Raw genomic sequence first — 15,293 nt, 5'->3', positions numbered from 1 at the left:
CCCCCTTCATACCCTTACCCTTCCGTCAGCAGCCGATGGATGTTCAAGATGCCGACCAAGCCGTCCGGCCCATTGCCGATCCCGTCCATATACTGCAGTCCTAGCGTTTCACCGGATTCCAGCGGGGGTTGGATTTCCTGGAAAGAGGTCACCTTTTCCACGGCATCCACGATAATTCCTGTAACTTCATTTTGATGGCGCGCGACAATGATCCGCGCGGATCTTCCTGCAGGCGTTTCCGGGATGCCGATTCTTTGGCACATGCTGACAACCGGCACAATTCTTCCTCTCAGATTGATAACGCCCTTAATGTACGGCTTGGTGTTGGGAACATCCGTGATATGCTCCATCTTGATGATTTCTTCGATATCGCGGATATTGAACGCATGCCGATCCCCTCCAAGCCGGGAGACAATGTACTGCTCAGAGGCCGAGGCCACCATAGGAATTCCTCCTCATAATTTAAAGGCAGACACCGAGTTATTCAGCTCATCCGCCAGCTTAGCCAGAATTTGCGTCGAAGCTGCCGTTTCTTCGGCTGCTGCCGCCGATTCCTGGCTCCCTGCCGCCACAGCCTCGATGGAGAACAGCACCTCGCTCGATTGCGCCGCCTGCTCCTCGCAAGCCGCGGCGATGCTTGTAATTTGCTGCGTGGTCTCGTTTACGCGGGAGACGATTCCCTCGATAAGGACTTCCGTCTTATCCGACAGGATGGATGCTTCGCTCACGGCTTCGACGCTTAAGATCGTGTTTTGCTGCATGCCCCGGATAATGTGGGCAATCTGTTTGGTGGCCTCGCCGCTGCGTTCCGCAAGCTTCCGGACCTCGTCCGCGACAACGGCAAATCCTCGGCCCTGCTCTCCGGCACGGGCAGCTTCAATGGCGGCATTTAAAGCAAGGAGATTGGTTTGTTCGGCGATTTCATCGATGACTTCGATAATCTCTCCGATTTTATGCGAATCCTGCTCCAGAATGCCGATCTTCTCGGACAATTTCCCCATGCCCAGGCTGGATTCTCTCACAGCTTTTCTTCCCTCTTCGGCACCCTGTCTGGCCTGGATGGAGAGCTCCGACACCTGCTCGGCATTTCGGGCAACCTCGTCGATTCCCCTCACCAGGTCCTGGGTCAGCTGATTGATGTTCTGCGCGGCTTGGGCTTGGGATTGGCTGCCGTTGGCGATTTCCTCGGCCGTCGCCGAAATTTCCTGTGAGGAAGCCGCCACGCTTTGCGCCGATTCCATCGTTTGGCCGATCAGTTTCTTGAGGCTAAGGATCGTGAGATTCGCCGCGTCGGCAAGCTTGCCGAATTCATCCCGGCTATGGATGGTGACGGTCTCCCTGAGGTCGCCCTCGGAGATCAGCGACATCAGTCTCACCAGCTTGGAAGCGGATTTCACGATGGATTGGGAGATGAACAGCGCAAGCGCCACCGCAATACCTACGGCAACCGCAGCAAAGATGAGAATTGTCGTGCTGCCCGATTTATAACTGCGCAGGATGGTGTCCACATTGGTGTTTGCCCCGTCAATGGCACTAATAGCCGCCTGGTTCGCGGTATCCAGTGCCGATTGCAGATCGGGAAGACTTTGCAGGAGCATCTTATAGCCATTTTGAATATCGTTGTTCAGGCCATATTCAATCGTTTGCGGAACAATGGCGTTATAATTTTTGACGTTTTCCTTAATAACCTCCAGCGATGCCTTTTGTTCGGCGGTCAACTTCAGTTCCTCGTAAGCCTTTATATTTTCGGTAATTTTGGCCTGGTCTTCTTTGATGGCTTGTTCAATTTTTTGCATTTCGCTTTCCTGCGTTTCCAGAATGAGTTTCATCAAGTCGCCACGGAGCTTGAGCAGGTTTGTTCTTATGCCCTCCATGTTCACCACGCCGGGTAGGGCGATGTCGCGCATTTTCTCTGAGCTGCTGTTCATTTGGCCCATTTTATTGACCGAAAGGATACTGATGAATACCAGCAGCGCTACAACGACCAAAAAACTTCCTAATAGTTTTTTCCGAATGTTTAGTTTCAAGCGAAGCACTCCTTAAATTTGGGTTTATATTAAATGTGCTTTCCTTTAGTTCTCCCTTATTATGTAAGCAAGAAGGTCTTTCTGCCTATCACCACCCCCTCCTGTTTTTCTAGTATTTTCCGCTGGTTAAATAGGAAGGTCTTCCTGTAGAATAGACGCAAAAAAAACGCTAGACCGCAATTGCGGAATCTAGCGTTTCGGTGTAGGACCGGTTAAATTGTTCGATACATCTTGGAGATGGCTTGGGCGCGGCTGTTAACGCCCAGTTTCTCATAGATTTTCGTGATATGGTTCTTGACCGTATGCGAGCTGATGAACAGTTTCTCCGAAATTTCGGAATTGTTGAAGCCCTGCACGACCAGACGCAATATTTCTTCTTCCCTGGGCGTTAAACGTTCCCGGTTCGCCGGCTCACGCTGCGTCCCGGCTTCCTTCCGGGAGGCCAAAAAATCCTCGAATGCCTGCTTAATCGGGTCCTCCAGCGAGGCAGGCCATGCCAATCCGCCTTCCTTTTTGCCGTGCTCGAAATACGATAGGACCATAAACAGTGCTTTCGCCGTAAGAGAATAGGAGCTTATTCCCGTGCCGTCGGAATAGCCTTCTCCGGATTCGATCCGCCGGGTATCCTTGAGCAGGCCCACAACGGGAATGTCACCCAGCCATGAAGCCAAGATCTCGGGGTCATAATCCGACAGCAAACCGGCCTGTCCGATATGTTCCACATCCGGATGAGCCCCGCCGATAATTTTCAGGAAATCTTGGGCGAGCTCCTTCACTTTCTGCGATTTGTGGTACGCCTGCGGCTGCCATACCTGCATCGCCTGATGCAGGAGCATGACCGCGCCCGCTGCGGACGATCTCTCCTGCTCGCCCAGCATAAGTTTGGTTGCCACAATCGGATTGACTGAATTTAGCAGGGGCATATATTCCTCTTTGTATTCTACCTGGCCGTTCATGCAGACCCCGAATACGCCACGCAATTTCGTACCGATCATCAGAGGGAATTCCAGCAGCTCCAGCCCTTCCCACATCCGGGATACCGGCTTATGGAGAACACCGAACCCTGTGCTTCCTTCCTTGAAGTACACAGATTCCACATTCGCCGTATAGGCAGAGGCATCTGCCCTCGAAGGGTAGGATGAAGCACAGAAGGTCTTTTTTTCGTCCGCCTCATTGATCAGTACCATGCATGCGAAGGAGGTCTGGAGGGTCATCTGCATCGTATCCATGATCATTTGAAAAAAGCCGTCCACGCTTTTCACCTTCAATACGCCCTGCGCCATCTGCTCAAACGCCTTCATCCGCATCTTCCGACGTTCGTCGGCGGCCTCATTCTCCAAGCTGTAAAAACTGGCGGCCAAATGATTCACCAGAAGCGCTCCCATGTCAGCCAGTTCTTCCGATAGCCCCGATATGGATGAATCTCCGCCAAACAGCAGTCCGAAAAAATGCTCCTGGTATTTTATCGGATAGCAGATCAGGACCCGGGGCTCAATTCCTCTTTGGTTAAAAAAAGACACCCGCGGGTCGCGATCCGACCTCTCCCAGTATCCCATCTGCCGGGATAGGCCTACCTGGCCCAGAAAGCCTTCGCCAACAAAAAAAGAAGCTCCTTGTAACGTCGCCTCTCCTTCCAAACCGATGGTCTCCAGAACCGTGAATTGTTCCTCCTTCGTTATGTTGCAGGCAAACCCGGCAAACTCCAATTCCATGACGCGGGCAAAGATGCCCAGAATGCCCTGCAGCCAGTTCGGGTCCCCTGAATCCATGAGATGCGCCAGATTAAGCAATTGAACCCGGTGGGCATGCTTATCATTGGCGCGGCCCTGTTCAAGCAGAACGCCCGTAAATTCCGCCAGCTCTTCGAGACGCTCAAGGAGAATCTCGACCCGCTCCCGGGTGTATCCGGGAACCTCCTCCAGGGATCGTTCCCATGCGCCCCATTCGGAGGAAGGCAGGTGCTGATGTACCATATTCTGAATCAAGCCTATGTTGCTTGCATCCACCAAGACTCCTGCCAAGATGTAACAAACCGTGTTCTTTTTAATTTTGACAGGAGCAACCAACAGTTTAAATCCGGTAGCGGTTTCGTATACGGTAGGGTTTTGAATCGCTTTGACCTTGTCCAGAATCATGAGGATGGAATCCTCCGTGGATCTCTGCTGATAGCCAAGCAAGAGATTCACGATCTCCAGCCGGCCCGAAGGTTCGGTTAATCGGTGATCATCCTGATCCGTAATCATGATGTTTAAACCCGTAAAGGATGAATATGCATGCTGCAGGCTTTGTAGAAATTTCATGTTGTTTCTCATCTGCATACCCCGTTCACAAATAACCTTTTTCTAGCATGATAACGTTTTTTCATGCAATTTTCTCAAATATATCATATTATTACGCCCAAATAAATAGATCAGACCGCCGGTTCCCGGGGTACCTTCCGCATAAGCTGCTTGGCAACAAAAAGAAGGCCTCCGGTAATCCGAAGCCCTTCTCTATACGCCGAAATTGATTTTGCTTGTCTTTCTATAGTTAGGACAATGTAATGATGTAAAGTTTCGATTGATAGCCGCTCTCCGCCATCACGCCGGTGGAGGCAAACAACTTCTTCCCCGACGGCGACCAGCGCAGCGGATCGGCCAGATGGACGTCATCCAGAACGGGGGTTTGCTCACCCGACTCTACTTCCGTGATAAACACCTGCTCCGTATCCGCCGTCCCGTCGGTTACGCTGTAAGCAAGCATCGAGCCGTCCGGCGACCAGCCGGTGCCGAAGATTTGCTGGCCTTCGGCCAGCGTGGTCTGCTCGCCGCCTTCGCTGTCGCACAGGACAAGCGTCATTTTTCCCGGCCCGGACCGTTTCACCACCGCGAGCCTGCTTCCGTCCGGAGAAGGAAGGGCCCATACAACATTTTGTTTAAGCTGCACCGTCTTTTGGGTTTCGGTATCATATGCGTTCAGCTGTCCGTTCTCTCCGGTGATGTAATAGATCCGCGTGCCGGATGCCGCTACATTGTTGGCTAGTCCGCCGCCCGTTTCCGTGACGGTTTCGCTTTGGCCGCCCGCATCCGCACGGAGAATATGCCCTTCCATATCGGGAAAAATGACGTGGCTGTCATCGCTCCAGCCTCCTTCACCCGTCATGAATTCCGCCTCGGACACCTTGACCGGCTCACCCGTCTCAAGATTGAGAATCCAGCCCAGCCCGGTCGCCTCGTACATTTCCCGGTAGAACAGCTTTTTCCTGTCCGGAGAGAACAAGCCGAAGCCGTAGTTCTTTTGCCCTTCAAGCAGCGGTTTCTCCTCCCCCGAAGACAGATCATGGAGATACAGATTGTGCGGGTACCGCTGCTGCCCCTCGACGGTCTCCGCCGGAAGCGCCTTGTTCTCCTTCTCCACCGCAACGACCTCTTCGCTTAACCAGTCCATGCCGCGCACGCCGTCCACCGTATGGATGCCCTGCAGCTGCAATTTGGTGTACACCGACTCATTGGCGTTGTCGAGTACCGTGACTTGCGTACCCGCCTTATCGACGACCTGCCGGTGCTCTCCGTCACCGCTGCCGCAGGCCGTAAGCGTCCCTGCCAGCACGGCTGCGAGCATCGCCGGCATGGCTTTGCGCCACATTCCCGCTCCCGTTGCCATTTCCATTCCTCCCGCATTGTTGCTGCCTTAAGCTTAAGCGCCAGCTATTTCCAAAGCGTCTCCGATTGTTTCCAACTTGTAAACGTTTATTCCGCCGCGGGAAACGCCAGCCGGAATGTCGAACCTCCGCCCTCCGCCGAATGAAGCTCTATGCTTCCCCCCTGCTTCTCGACCAGATTATGCACGAGCGACAGGCCGAGGCCCGTACCGCCGGAAGCCCGGGAACGGTCGCGGTTGACCGTATAAAACGGTTCGAAAATCTTCTCCCGCGCCTCCTCCGGAATGCCGATGCCGCTGTCCTGCACGGTAATCCATACCTGGCCCGCCTCGCTGCCGCAGGCGACATGAATGCTGCCGTCCGGGGTATTGTATTTGATCGCATTATCCAGCAGGTTGATGAAAATATGCATAAAGCTTTCCTTGTCGATCCAGATCCATGCCGGCACCGTTTGCAGCGTGAGGGTAAGGCCGAACCGGTCGGCCTTGCCCTTCATCCGTGCGCAGACATCGCGCAGCCCCTCCGCCACCTCGAACCATTCGGCCTGGGATTCGAAATCGTATTTCTCCAGCGCGGTCAGCTGCAGCACCTTCTCCACCATTTCGTACAGCCGTTCCGTCTCCTTGGCGATATTGCGCTTTGCTTCCACCAGCAGGCCCGGGTCATCGTCATACATGTCGAGCAGATCGACATACGCCTTAATGGAGGTCAGCGGCGTTTTGAATTCATGGCTGATATTGCCGATGTACTGCTTCTGCTGCTGCTCCAGCGCCTGCAGCTTCTGCACGGCAAGCTGCAGCTTGCGCTGCTCTTCATCCTTGGCGGCGATATTCGACTCGATCGCTTTGCTCATATAGTAAATGCCGCCCGACAGTTCCCCGAGCTCGTCACGGCGCTTCAGTGGCGGAGCGGCGATGTATTCGCCGCGGCGGATCGCCTCCGCGCTCCTGCGCAGCCGTCCGATTGCGGCAGCCGCGCGGTTAAAATAGAGATAGCCGATCACGAAGCTGATCGCCAGCACCGCCCCGCCGACCTGCAGGAACAGATTGCGCAGCGTATGCCGGAAGCTGCGCTGCCCCTCCAGGGAGTAGCTCAGCCGCACGACGCCCATCTGCCGGTCCGGCCCCTGCAGCGGCGCATAATACAGCAGCGTCGCCCCGGAGGTCTGGTAGGCAACCTTGCCTTCCAGCGCATAGGCCAGCGCACCTTCGGCCGCTGGCGGAATGGCGGCAGCGCCGGCCGGTGCCTCGCCGGACGACATTCCCGTGCGCTCCCCGTCCGTGTCGTAGAGCGCGACTTCTACCCCGGTATAGCTGGCCAGCTCTGCGGCCAGCGCACGGGCCCGCTGCTTCATGAACGCCTCGGGCGTGAGGCGCGTGCCCGTATAATAGGCCTGCTTGACGCGCAGGTTGACGGTTTTGACCTGCCGGGCCAAATCGTCTTCCATCTGGCTCCGCTGGTTCCGCTCCACGCCGCGCAGCACGAGCTCGCTCAGCACGCCCACCGCGACGATCAGGAGCAGCGCCAGAAACAGGCTGAATTTCAGCTTGATGCTGATCTTCATGACGAAGCCCCGGCGGGCACGGAACGGTAGCCGACCCCGTATACCGTCTGCAGCACGTTTTGGTACGGCTCGCCCAGCTTTTTGCGCAGCCGCTGGATATGGATGTCCACGGTGCGCGTGCCGCCCGCGTAGCCGATATCCCATACCTGCTCCAGCAGCTCGTCGCGGGTGTATACCCGCTGCGGGTGGGAGAGCAGCAGGAGCAGCAGGTCGTATTCCTTCGGCGTCAGCTCCAGCACCTCGCCGTCCAGCTCGGCCGTCCGCCGGTCCGGATAAACCTTCAGCGCGCCGTAATCCAGCGTTCCGCGCTGCGTTTCGCCCGAATGCTTCTCCAGGCGGCGCAGCAGCGCTTTGATCCGGGCGAGCAGCTCACGGATCTCAAATGGCTTCGTCATATAGTCGTCGGCTCCCAGCTCCAGGCCGATGATTTTATCGACAATGTCGTTTTTGACGGTAAGCAGAATAATGCCGATATCGTCGCGGTCCTCCAGCTTGCGTGCTACATCATAGCCGCTCAGCTTCGGCATCATGACGTCGAGCACCATCACGTTCGGATGGAAGGACTGCACCTTGCGGAGCGCCTCCTCGCCGTCGCCAGCGGTATCCACCTCGTAGCCTTCCCGCCGCAGGGCGTAGGCAATGGCGCTGACGATGGCCGATTCGTCGTCGACCACCAGCACTTTTTTAGTCATCTGCGGTTCATCCTCCCGCTTGAAGTTTATATTTTACTTGGCCCCGTTACCGGCACAGATAAGCTCCCGCAAAAAAATGCATCCCGGCAGCCATTCATACGTAGAATGTTTTAGGCGATTTTAAATACAGTTTAAGCTTACCCTCAGCTTCCCTGTCTATAATCAGGATAACGGAAGTTGACCTGTACGCCTATCCCGCACCCGCTAACATAAGCTTTTTTTACGCCAAAACATACCGAAACGAGGATATAACGATGAAACTGAAACGAGTGATTATTATTGGAACGATGATCGTCGCCGTCTCCTTCGGCGGGAACGCCTGGGCCAAGCCGGTCCTTGCCGCTCCGGTCATCAAATGGACGGTTCCCGATACGGACGAGCAGGATGAACTGCTGGGCCTCTTGAATCAAAACTCTGACGACGAGTTGTATGAAGCCCTCTACAGCGGCAAATCCCTGGCCGATATGGCCGGCGGGAAGAACGGAAATTTAGAGCGCGTCATCGAGCTGCAAATGGCCGAGCTGGCCGGGCAGCTGAATGAGCGGCTGGCAGCGGGAAGCATTACGGCCGAGCAGCATGCCGTTTATACGGCTGAACTGCGAGATGTCGTGACCGCGAGCGCCAAAACCGCTTTTCAAATCTAGCCATTGTCAAAAAAAGCCCGGCCTATCGGCCGGGTTTTTCGTTTATTTAGGCGATTTCTTCGCAAGCTCCGGCTTTGCCGGATCCCGGCTGATATCCAGAATATCGAGGAAGAAGACAAAGATCGGAATGCCGACGATGAGGCCCCACACGCCGATATAATGCTCCGAGAACAGCAGCACGACAAACGTGTAGAACATCGGCAGGTTCATTTTGGAAGACATCAGCTTCGGATTCAGCAGATAGCCTTCAATCACATGAAGCACGGCGATCATGGCGATGACATAAATCAGTGTCACCAGGCCGCCGGTGTTATAACCGATGATGCAAAGCGGAATGAGCGAAATGATGAAGCCGACAACCGGCACGAGGCTGAGCAGAAAAATCATGATCGACAACGCGAACAGATACGGGAAGCCGAGAATCCACAGCCCGATCACCGTAAAGGATGTATTGCACAGCGCGATAAGGATCTGCGCCTCAATGACCTTGCCGAAGGAGGAGACGAATTTCTGTCCGAAATATTCCAGTTCAACATAGAACCAGGAGATTTTGCTGTCTCTCAGCCGGGCGGTGAAGCTCATGATCCGGCTTTTCTCCAGAATAAAAACGAAGCTGAGGATGGTTGCCAGCACGAAGGTAGTGCCCCAGTTGCTGATTTTGAATACATAATCGATCCCGTGGTCGAGATAGGTTTTGTAATTCAAATCCTTCAGCGCATCAAATACGTATTGAAATACTTCGTTCTGCGGAAAATCATTCGGATTCAAATTGATCAAATAGTTCGTCAACTGCTGGATCTGCGAGAACACCCGGGGCAAATAATTGACCAGCGCCAGCACGATCATGCCGATCAGCGCGAGATACAAAATAATAATGATAATCTTGCTGTTCACCTTGATGACTTTGCCGATCTGCTTGCTTAGCAGAACCTGAAAGCTGTTCATGACAAACGCGATCAAAAAGGTCAACAGCACCAGGTTCATCATGTCCCGGATAAAATAAAGCAAAAATCCAATCAGCGCCAGAATCAAAAAGCGCCGGGTTGTCAAATTCGCGAAAAAACGCTTAAATACCTCCATTGTTCCTCTCCATTCGCCTGCATTTCAATCTACCTTATAGTCTACCGCAACGGTTGCCCGGTCAGCAAATCAGAAACCGCAAAAACCGACAAAAAACTTCACGCTCGAAGCCGCATACAAGCACTTGATCCTCTTCTGCCCCATTCCACCTCCAGAAAGCCAATACGTCGCACATTTGATCATGAAAGTATCTACGTTGCATGACGTGCAACGGATTCAGGTATAGGCTATTATTTTTTGGACTTCGTTGCATGTTGTACCATGCATTTTTCGTTTTTGCTGCGGAAAATGCAACGAAGGTAATCAGAAGTGGCCTTGAGAAAAATACAAAAGCCCCATGGTCTGCCCGCGGACAGATCATGAGGCTTTGGCGAATTGCCTTCTTAAGGTGCCGATATCAGGGCGCCGAGCGGCTTACCGGCTTGCGGTTCCCGCCGCTTCCGGCGCCTCGATCGTCACGCGGAGCGAGCCGTCCTCTTCGTCGACGACCAGCGCCGAACCTTCCGGCGCCTGCCCCGCGATCAGCGCGCGGGCGACCGGCGTCTCCACGGCGCGCTGGATGTACCGCTTGAGCGGTCTCGCCCCGTAGACCGGGTCAAAGCCCGCCGACGCGATAAACCGCACGGCGTTGTCGGTCAGCGTCAAGCCGACGCCGCGCTCGGCCAGCCGCCGGCGCAGGCCGTCCGCAAGCTTGCCGACGATTTGGGCGATTTCATCTTTCGTCAGCGGCTTGAACATGACGATGTCGTCCACCCGGTTGAGGAACTCGGGACGGAAATGTCCGCTCAGCTCCTTCATTACCCGCTGCTTGACCGCTTCGGTCAAATCGCCGTTGTCATCCGTTCCCTGGATGAGATGCGGCGAGCCGATATTGGAGGTCATGATGACGATCGTATTCTTGAAGTCGACGACACGGCCCTGCGAATCGGTTAGCCGTCCGTCGTCGAGCAGCTGCAGCAGAATGTTGAAGACATCCGGATGGGCTTTCTCCACTTCATCCAGCAGCACGACGCTGTACGGCTGGCGGCGGACCGCCTCGGTCAGCTGGCCGCCTTCTTCGTAACCGACATAACCCGGAGGCGCGCCGACCAGCCGGGAGACGCTGTGCTTCTCCATGTATTCGGACATGTCGATGCGGATCATGCCGTCTTCCCGGTCAAACAGCGAGGCCGAAAGCGCCTTGGCCAGTTCCGTCTTGCCGACCCCGGTCGGGCCGAGGAACAGGAACGAACCCGTCGGCCGGTTCGGGTCCTTGATGCCGGCCCGCGCCCGCAGCACGGCGTCGGCCACCAGAGAGACCGCCTCGTCCTGGCCGACGACGCGTTCATGCAGCGTCTCTTCGAGTCGCAGCAGCTTCTCGCGTTCGCCCTCGACAAGCCGGCTGACCGGAACTCCGGTCCAGCGCGAGACGATGTCGGCGATCTCCTCTTCGGTCACCGCCTCGCGGAGCAGCCGGGTGTCCTGATCCTGCTGCGCCGCCTCTTCTGCGGCCTTAAGCTGCCGCTCCAGGTCGGGAATTACGCCATAGCTGAGCTCGGCGGATTTGTTCAGGTCATAGATCTCCTGCGCGTCGACCAGGTCCTTGCGGGCCTGTTCCAGCCGTTTTTTGAGATCGCGGATGCCTTGGATGGCCGACTTTTCCTTCTCCCAGCGGGCCGTCATACCGAGCTGCTTCTCCTTGAGGTCGGCCAGCTCGCGCTGGAGCGTCTCCAGGCGGCGCCGGCTGGCGTCGTCGGTTTCCTTTTTCAACGCCGCTTCTTCAATCTCCATCTGCATCAGGCGCCGCGTGACTTCATCCATTTCGCCCGGCATGGAGTCGATTTCGGTGCGGATCATTGCGCAGGCCTCATCGACGAGGTCAATGGCCTTATCCGGCAGGAAGCGGTCGGTGATATAGCGGTTCGACAGCACGCCCGCGGCGACCAGGGCACTGTCGTGGATTTTCACCCCGTGATGCACCTCGAAGCGTTCCTTCAGCCCGCGCAGGATCGAAATCGTATCCTCGACATCCGGCTCGCTCACCGTCACCTGCTGGAAACGGCGTTCCAGCGCCGGGTCCTTCTCGATGTACTTGCGGTATTCGTCCAGTGTCGTCGCCCCGATGCAATGCAGCTCGCCCCGGGCCAGCATCGGCTTCAGCATGTTGCCGGCGTCCATGGCGCCTTCCGTTTTGCCCGCGCCGACAATGGTATGCAGCTCGTCGATGAACAGGATAATCCGCCCGTCGCTCTCGCGGATTTCCTTCAGTACCGCCTGCAGCCGTTCTTCAAACTCCCCGCGGTATTTAGCCCCGGCGACCAGCGCACTCATGTCGAGCGAGAAAATCGTTTTGTCCTTGAGTCCCTCCGGCACATCCCTGCGGACGATCCGGTGGGCCAGCCCCTCTACGATCGCTGTCTTGCCGACGCCCGGCTCGCCGATCAGCACGGGATTGTTCTTCGTTTTGCGCGACAGGATGCGGATGATCCGGCGGATTTCGCCGTCTCGGCCGATCACCGGATCGACCTTGCCCGCGCGCACCTCCGCGACGAGATCGCGGCCGTATTTCTCCAGCACCTCATAGGTGGCTTCCGGATCGCGGCTCGTGACGCGCTGATGGCCGCGGATTTCCGCCAGCACCGCCAGCAGCTTCTCCCGCGTCACACCGCGGCCGGTGAACAGCATCCGCAGCCCGCGGTTTCCGCTGCCGGTATCGGAGACCATCGCCAGCACGGCATGCTCCACTGCAATAAATTCATCCTGCATCTGCGAGGCAATGCGCTCCGCCTGCTCCAGCACCTCCATCAGCGCGGCCGAAGCATAGCGGCGCGTCGTTCCGGCGCCGGGGCCGCCGACGCTGGCCTTGCGCTGAAGGAGCGCATCCGCCGCCTGCAGCATCTCCCCGGCCTGTATATTCAACTTCTGTAGCAGCCGGGGCAAAAGACCCTCCTGCTGCTGAAGCAGCGCCTTCAGCAGGTGCAGGCTGTCGATCTCCTGGTGGCCGCTTGCCGCTGCCAGCGATTGCGCCTCTGCCACAGCTTCCTGCAGTTTTTGCGTAAGTTTGTTAAAATCCATCGGGCATCACCCTCCATTCCTTATTACCCGCCAAAAGACGCATCATAGCGAGAGAACCCGTTACAATGCGCCTTCGGCGTGAACATGCTATATAAAAGCCCGGCAGCGGTGCTGCCGCGGAATGTAGCGGGGGGACCAAAGGCCTCCCGGATTCCGCTTTTCCCCAGACGCTGCGGCCGGGCCAGATCCCGTTATTGCAGCCGGCCGGCGTCTCCGCCGTCTTCAATCTGAATCCGTCTGCCCGGCGTCTTGAGCTTTTTCGGCACTTCCAGCGTCAGCAGTCCGTCCTTCAGCGAAGCGCGGATGCCATCCTCCGCAATATCCTGTACATAGAAACGGCGGACATATTCACCGTAGCGGCGTTCTCTGCGCACCACTTGATGCTCCTGATGTTCTTCGCTGCTTTCTTCCTTGCGTACCGCTTTAATGGTCAAGTACGGGCTATTGTAATCAATGTCGATATCCTCTTTCTTGAAGCCGGGAAGCTCCGCTTCGATCGTATACGCGTTTTCGCTCTCGCGGATATCCGTGCGGAAGGATAACGTCGTGCTCTTCAGTGGCGCAAAAAAGTCGTCGTTGAATACATCCTGCAGCGATTTTGCCAGCATGCCAAAAGCATCGTCTTTGCGTTTGCCAAAAGGAACCAGATCGAACATAATCCATTCTCCCTTCAAGAGTTGTTATAGATTTGACTTTGACTTTATTTGACCTATGGCTTTATTATAGTCCACTCCGGAGGAGATCACAAAACGGATATAAGCCGAAAAACCGGTATCTCCCGGCGTTTCGGCTGAATTTACGGCCTTATTTTTACAGTTTCCTTAATTTTGACCTTGTTTGACCTTTATGCTTCAGCACAGTGATCCCTTTTCATGGGGACTCCAGGCTTGCTTAGTATATGTGCGCTTTCCGGGTATGATACGCATCTCGGGTCAAAGTTCGTCCCCGGCGCCGTATTTCACCGCCATCTCGGCAACCAGCCGCTTCAATGCCTCCAGCAGTTCAGGCGGCTCATCAATCGCAACCTCATGCCCAAGCCCGAGCAAATAGCCGGAAAAATAAGAAATGTCGCCCGGGACAATCTCGCCCTCAAGCCTCCCCGTGCCATCCTCATTCACCTTCAGCAGGCGGTCCGCCCACAACTCCGATTCGCAGCGCTGCACCCCGTTCCGGCTGAGCCCGGCGCGCAGGGTAAACGTCCGGTTCTTGCCTGTCGCCGCTAGCGGTTCTTGATTCCCCCAATCCGCCGTATTGCCTAGGTGAACCTCACGCAAATCGATCGGCGCTCTGCCGCTCCCGCCAGGGTGTACGCCAACAATCCGGTCGCAGCGGAACAGGCGGAGCTCTTCGCGCTGAAAACAATACGCCGGGCAATACCATAATCCGCTGCTGGCATAAATGCCGATAGGCTGGATGTCCCGCTCCCGCTGCCGCCCTCTGGATGCATAGTCAATCCGCAGCACCCGCTGTTCGGTAGCCGCTTCCAGCAAGGCCGCCAAATGGGGAAACTCCGCCTGCCGCTTGGGTACAACAAAATCGATGCGGTTCTTCACCTCGTCGATCCGGTCGCGCACCTCGCCGGACATGCTGTTGTAAAACTTGTTTAATGCAGACGCCGAATCTTCCTTAAATGGCAGATAGGCGTAATGCCGCAGCGCATGACTGGCGAAAAAGATCGCTACCGCCTCATCCTCCGTAAACGCGATCGGCGGCAATATCCGCTCCCGCAGCACCTGATACCCGCCGTGCGGGCCGACCTCCGAATACAGGGGAACCCCAAGCTCGCTCAGCTCCTGCAGATCGCGGAGAATGGTCCGCTTCGATACCTGGAACTGTTCGGCCAGCTCCATAGCGGTAAACTTCCGTTTGCGGTTGACGATCATCATCAGCTCCAGCAGCCGTTTCGATTTGGACATGGCGTTTCTCCCTTATTATTGGTTGGCAACGTTATTTCGAATAATTACATAATTTTCGATCCATTCCATAATCAGTGACAAAAGTTGTCACTATTATAGCATACAATAAAGCTGTTCCCGTTATACAGGGCGAAAACCAATACAACCCACATGGAGGCTGACAAACAATGAGCATACAAGTCAATCCGTTTATCTGGCTGGACGGCCAGGCGCGCGAGGCAATCGATTTTTATCTGGAGACGCTGCCGGCGAAGCTGCATTTCATTCAGACCTTTGGCGAAGGGCCCCAGCAGCCGGGCGAAGCCCCGATGCCGGAAACGCACAAAGCGCGGATTGCGCATTCGGTGCTTCAGGCGGGCGCGAGCGAATTCTATGTTGCCGACCATCTCCCGGACCGCCCGCTTCCGCTGGGCACAGGCATTCAAATTTTGCTTACGGTAGACACGGCCGATGAAGCGCAGCGGCTGTTCGGCGCACTCGGTGAACGCGGTCAAGTCCTCATGCCGCTCGGCCCGATTCACTTCAGCCCCGCTTACGGGATTGTCACGGACAAGTTCGGCGTCACCTTCCAGGTCTTTACCCGCCGTTCGCGGTAATCTAAAGCTGCGCGTCAACCGGCGCCCGGCAAAAAAGCCATAGCTCCTGGGACCAGGAGCTATGGCTTTTATTTGAATTA

General features: G+C 55.9%; 12 protein-coding genes. 2 read left to right on the top strand and 10 right to left on the bottom strand.

The window, feature by feature from the left end:
• Positions 1 to 14: 14 nt before the first annotated feature.
• The 6 genes from BMW84_RS19925 to BMW84_RS19900 all read right to left on the bottom strand — a co-directional run bounded on the left by BMW84_RS19925 (position 15) and on the right by BMW84_RS19900 (position 7,923).
• Positions 15 to 443 (bottom strand): chemotaxis protein CheW, encoded by a 429-nt coding sequence (locus BMW84_RS19925; protein WP_091071397.1) that lies wholly within the window; start codon positions 441 to 443, stop codon positions 15 to 17.
• 12 nt (positions 444 to 455) lie between these two features.
• Positions 456 to 2,027 carry a methyl-accepting chemotaxis protein gene (locus BMW84_RS19920; RefSeq protein ID WP_175498928.1) on the bottom strand — a complete coding sequence of 524 codons (1,572 nt, stop codon included), beginning with the start codon at positions 2,025 to 2,027 and terminating at the stop codon, positions 456 to 458.
• A gap of 212 nt (positions 2,028 to 2,239) precedes the next feature.
• Positions 2,240 to 4,327: a LuxR C-terminal-related transcriptional regulator gene (locus tag BMW84_RS19915; protein WP_175498926.1), complete on the bottom strand. Its 2,088-nt coding sequence runs from the start codon at positions 4,325 to 4,327 to the stop codon at positions 2,240 to 2,242.
• A 229-nt stretch (positions 4,328 to 4,556) separates the two neighbouring features.
• Entirely contained in the window at positions 4,557 to 5,669 is a 1,113-nt protein-coding gene (locus BMW84_RS19910; protein ID WP_091071393.1) for a PD40 domain-containing protein, read from the bottom strand.
• An 86-nt stretch (positions 5,670 to 5,755) separates the two neighbouring features.
• Complete coding sequence (locus BMW84_RS19905; RefSeq protein ID WP_091071392.1) at positions 5,756 to 7,231, bottom strand: sensor histidine kinase; 1,476 nt, start codon at positions 7,229 to 7,231, stop codon at positions 5,756 to 5,758.
• A complete protein-coding gene (locus BMW84_RS19900; protein ID WP_091071391.1) occupies positions 7,228 to 7,923 on the bottom strand; it encodes a response regulator transcription factor in 696 nt (231 codons plus the stop codon). Before BMW84_RS19900 ends, BMW84_RS19905 begins: the two co-directional genes overlap by 4 nt.
• A 254-nt stretch (positions 7,924 to 8,177) precedes the next feature.
• Between BMW84_RS19900 and BMW84_RS19895 the strand changes: the two genes are divergently transcribed.
• Positions 8,178 to 8,567 (top strand): hypothetical protein, encoded by a 390-nt coding sequence (locus BMW84_RS19895; RefSeq protein ID WP_091071389.1) that lies wholly within the window; start codon positions 8,178 to 8,180, stop codon positions 8,565 to 8,567.
• 42 nt (positions 8,568 to 8,609) lie between these two features.
• Here the strand turns inward: BMW84_RS19895 and BMW84_RS19890 are convergent, their stop codons facing one another.
• The 4 genes from BMW84_RS19890 to BMW84_RS19875 form a co-directional block, all read right to left on the bottom strand.
• The gene (locus BMW84_RS19890) at positions 8,610 to 9,647 is read right to left on the bottom strand and encodes an AI-2E family transporter (RefSeq protein ID WP_091071387.1); all 1,038 of its coding nucleotides are present in this window, start codon (positions 9,645 to 9,647) and stop codon (positions 8,610 to 8,612) included.
• A gap of 414 nt (positions 9,648 to 10,061) precedes the next feature.
• The gene (gene clpB / locus BMW84_RS19885) at positions 10,062 to 12,701 is read right to left on the bottom strand and encodes an ATP-dependent chaperone ClpB (protein ID WP_091071386.1); all 2,640 of its coding nucleotides are present in this window, start codon (positions 12,699 to 12,701) and stop codon (positions 10,062 to 10,064) included.
• Positions 12,702 to 12,892: 191 nt separating this feature from the next.
• A complete protein-coding gene (locus BMW84_RS19880; RefSeq protein ID WP_091071384.1) occupies positions 12,893 to 13,357 on the bottom strand; it encodes an Hsp20 family protein in 465 nt (154 codons plus the stop codon).
• Between the two features lie 276 nt (positions 13,358 to 13,633).
• Positions 13,634 to 14,617, bottom strand: a complete 984-nt coding sequence (locus BMW84_RS19875; RefSeq protein ID WP_091071382.1) for a helix-turn-helix transcriptional regulator — start codon at positions 14,615 to 14,617, stop codon at positions 13,634 to 13,636.
• Between the two features lie 167 nt (positions 14,618 to 14,784).
• On the opposite strand from BMW84_RS19875, the gene BMW84_RS19870 reads away from it, so the two are divergent.
• Entirely contained in the window at positions 14,785 to 15,213 is a 429-nt protein-coding gene (locus tag BMW84_RS19870) for a VOC family protein (protein ID WP_091071380.1), read from the top strand.
• Positions 15,214 to 15,293 lie beyond the last annotated feature (80 nt).

The sequence above is a fragment of the Paenibacillus sp. NFR01 genome, assembly GCF_900111565.1.
Lineage (GTDB): Bacteria > Bacillota > Bacilli > Paenibacillales > Paenibacillaceae > Paenibacillus_AQ.
The sequence above is the reverse complement of the archived record's forward strand: the minus strand, read 5'-3'. Positions and strand labels throughout refer to the sequence as shown.

What these genes read in the sequence shown, in the direction of transcription:
- BMW84_RS19925 (WP_091071397.1), bottom strand. Translation starts at nt 443, where the DNA reads ATGGTGGCCTCGGCCTCTGAGCAGTACATTGTCTCCCGGCTTGGAGGG.
- BMW84_RS19915 (WP_175498926.1), bottom strand. Translation starts at nt 4,327, where the DNA reads ATGAAATTTCTACAAAGCCTGCAGCATGCATATTCATCCTTTACGGGT.
- BMW84_RS19910 (WP_091071393.1), bottom strand. Translation starts at nt 5,669, where the DNA reads ATGGCAACGGGAGCGGGAATGTGGCGCAAAGCCATGCCGGCGATGCTC.
- BMW84_RS19905 (WP_091071392.1), bottom strand. Translation starts at nt 7,231, where the DNA reads ATGAAGATCAGCATCAAGCTGAAATTCAGCCTGTTTCTGGCGCTGCTC.
- BMW84_RS19900 (WP_091071391.1), bottom strand. Translation starts at nt 7,923, where the DNA reads ATGACTAAAAAAGTGCTGGTGGTCGACGACGAATCGGCCATCGTCAGC.
- BMW84_RS19895 (WP_091071389.1), top strand. Translation starts at nt 8,178, where the DNA reads ATGAAACTGAAACGAGTGATTATTATTGGAACGATGATCGTCGCCGTC.
- BMW84_RS19890 (WP_091071387.1), bottom strand. Translation starts at nt 9,647, where the DNA reads ATGGAGGTATTTAAGCGTTTTTTCGCGAATTTGACAACCCGGCGCTTT.
- clpB (WP_091071386.1), bottom strand. Translation starts at nt 12,701, where the DNA reads ATGGATTTTAACAAACTTACGCAAAAACTGCAGGAAGCTGTGGCAGAG.
- BMW84_RS19880 (WP_091071384.1), bottom strand. Translation starts at nt 13,357, where the DNA reads ATGTTCGATCTGGTTCCTTTTGGCAAACGCAAAGACGATGCTTTTGGC.
- BMW84_RS19875 (WP_091071382.1), bottom strand. Translation starts at nt 14,617, where the DNA reads ATGTCCAAATCGAAACGGCTGCTGGAGCTGATGATGATCGTCAACCGC.
- BMW84_RS19870 (WP_091071380.1), top strand. Translation starts at nt 14,785, where the DNA reads ATGAGCATACAAGTCAATCCGTTTATCTGGCTGGACGGCCAGGCGCGC.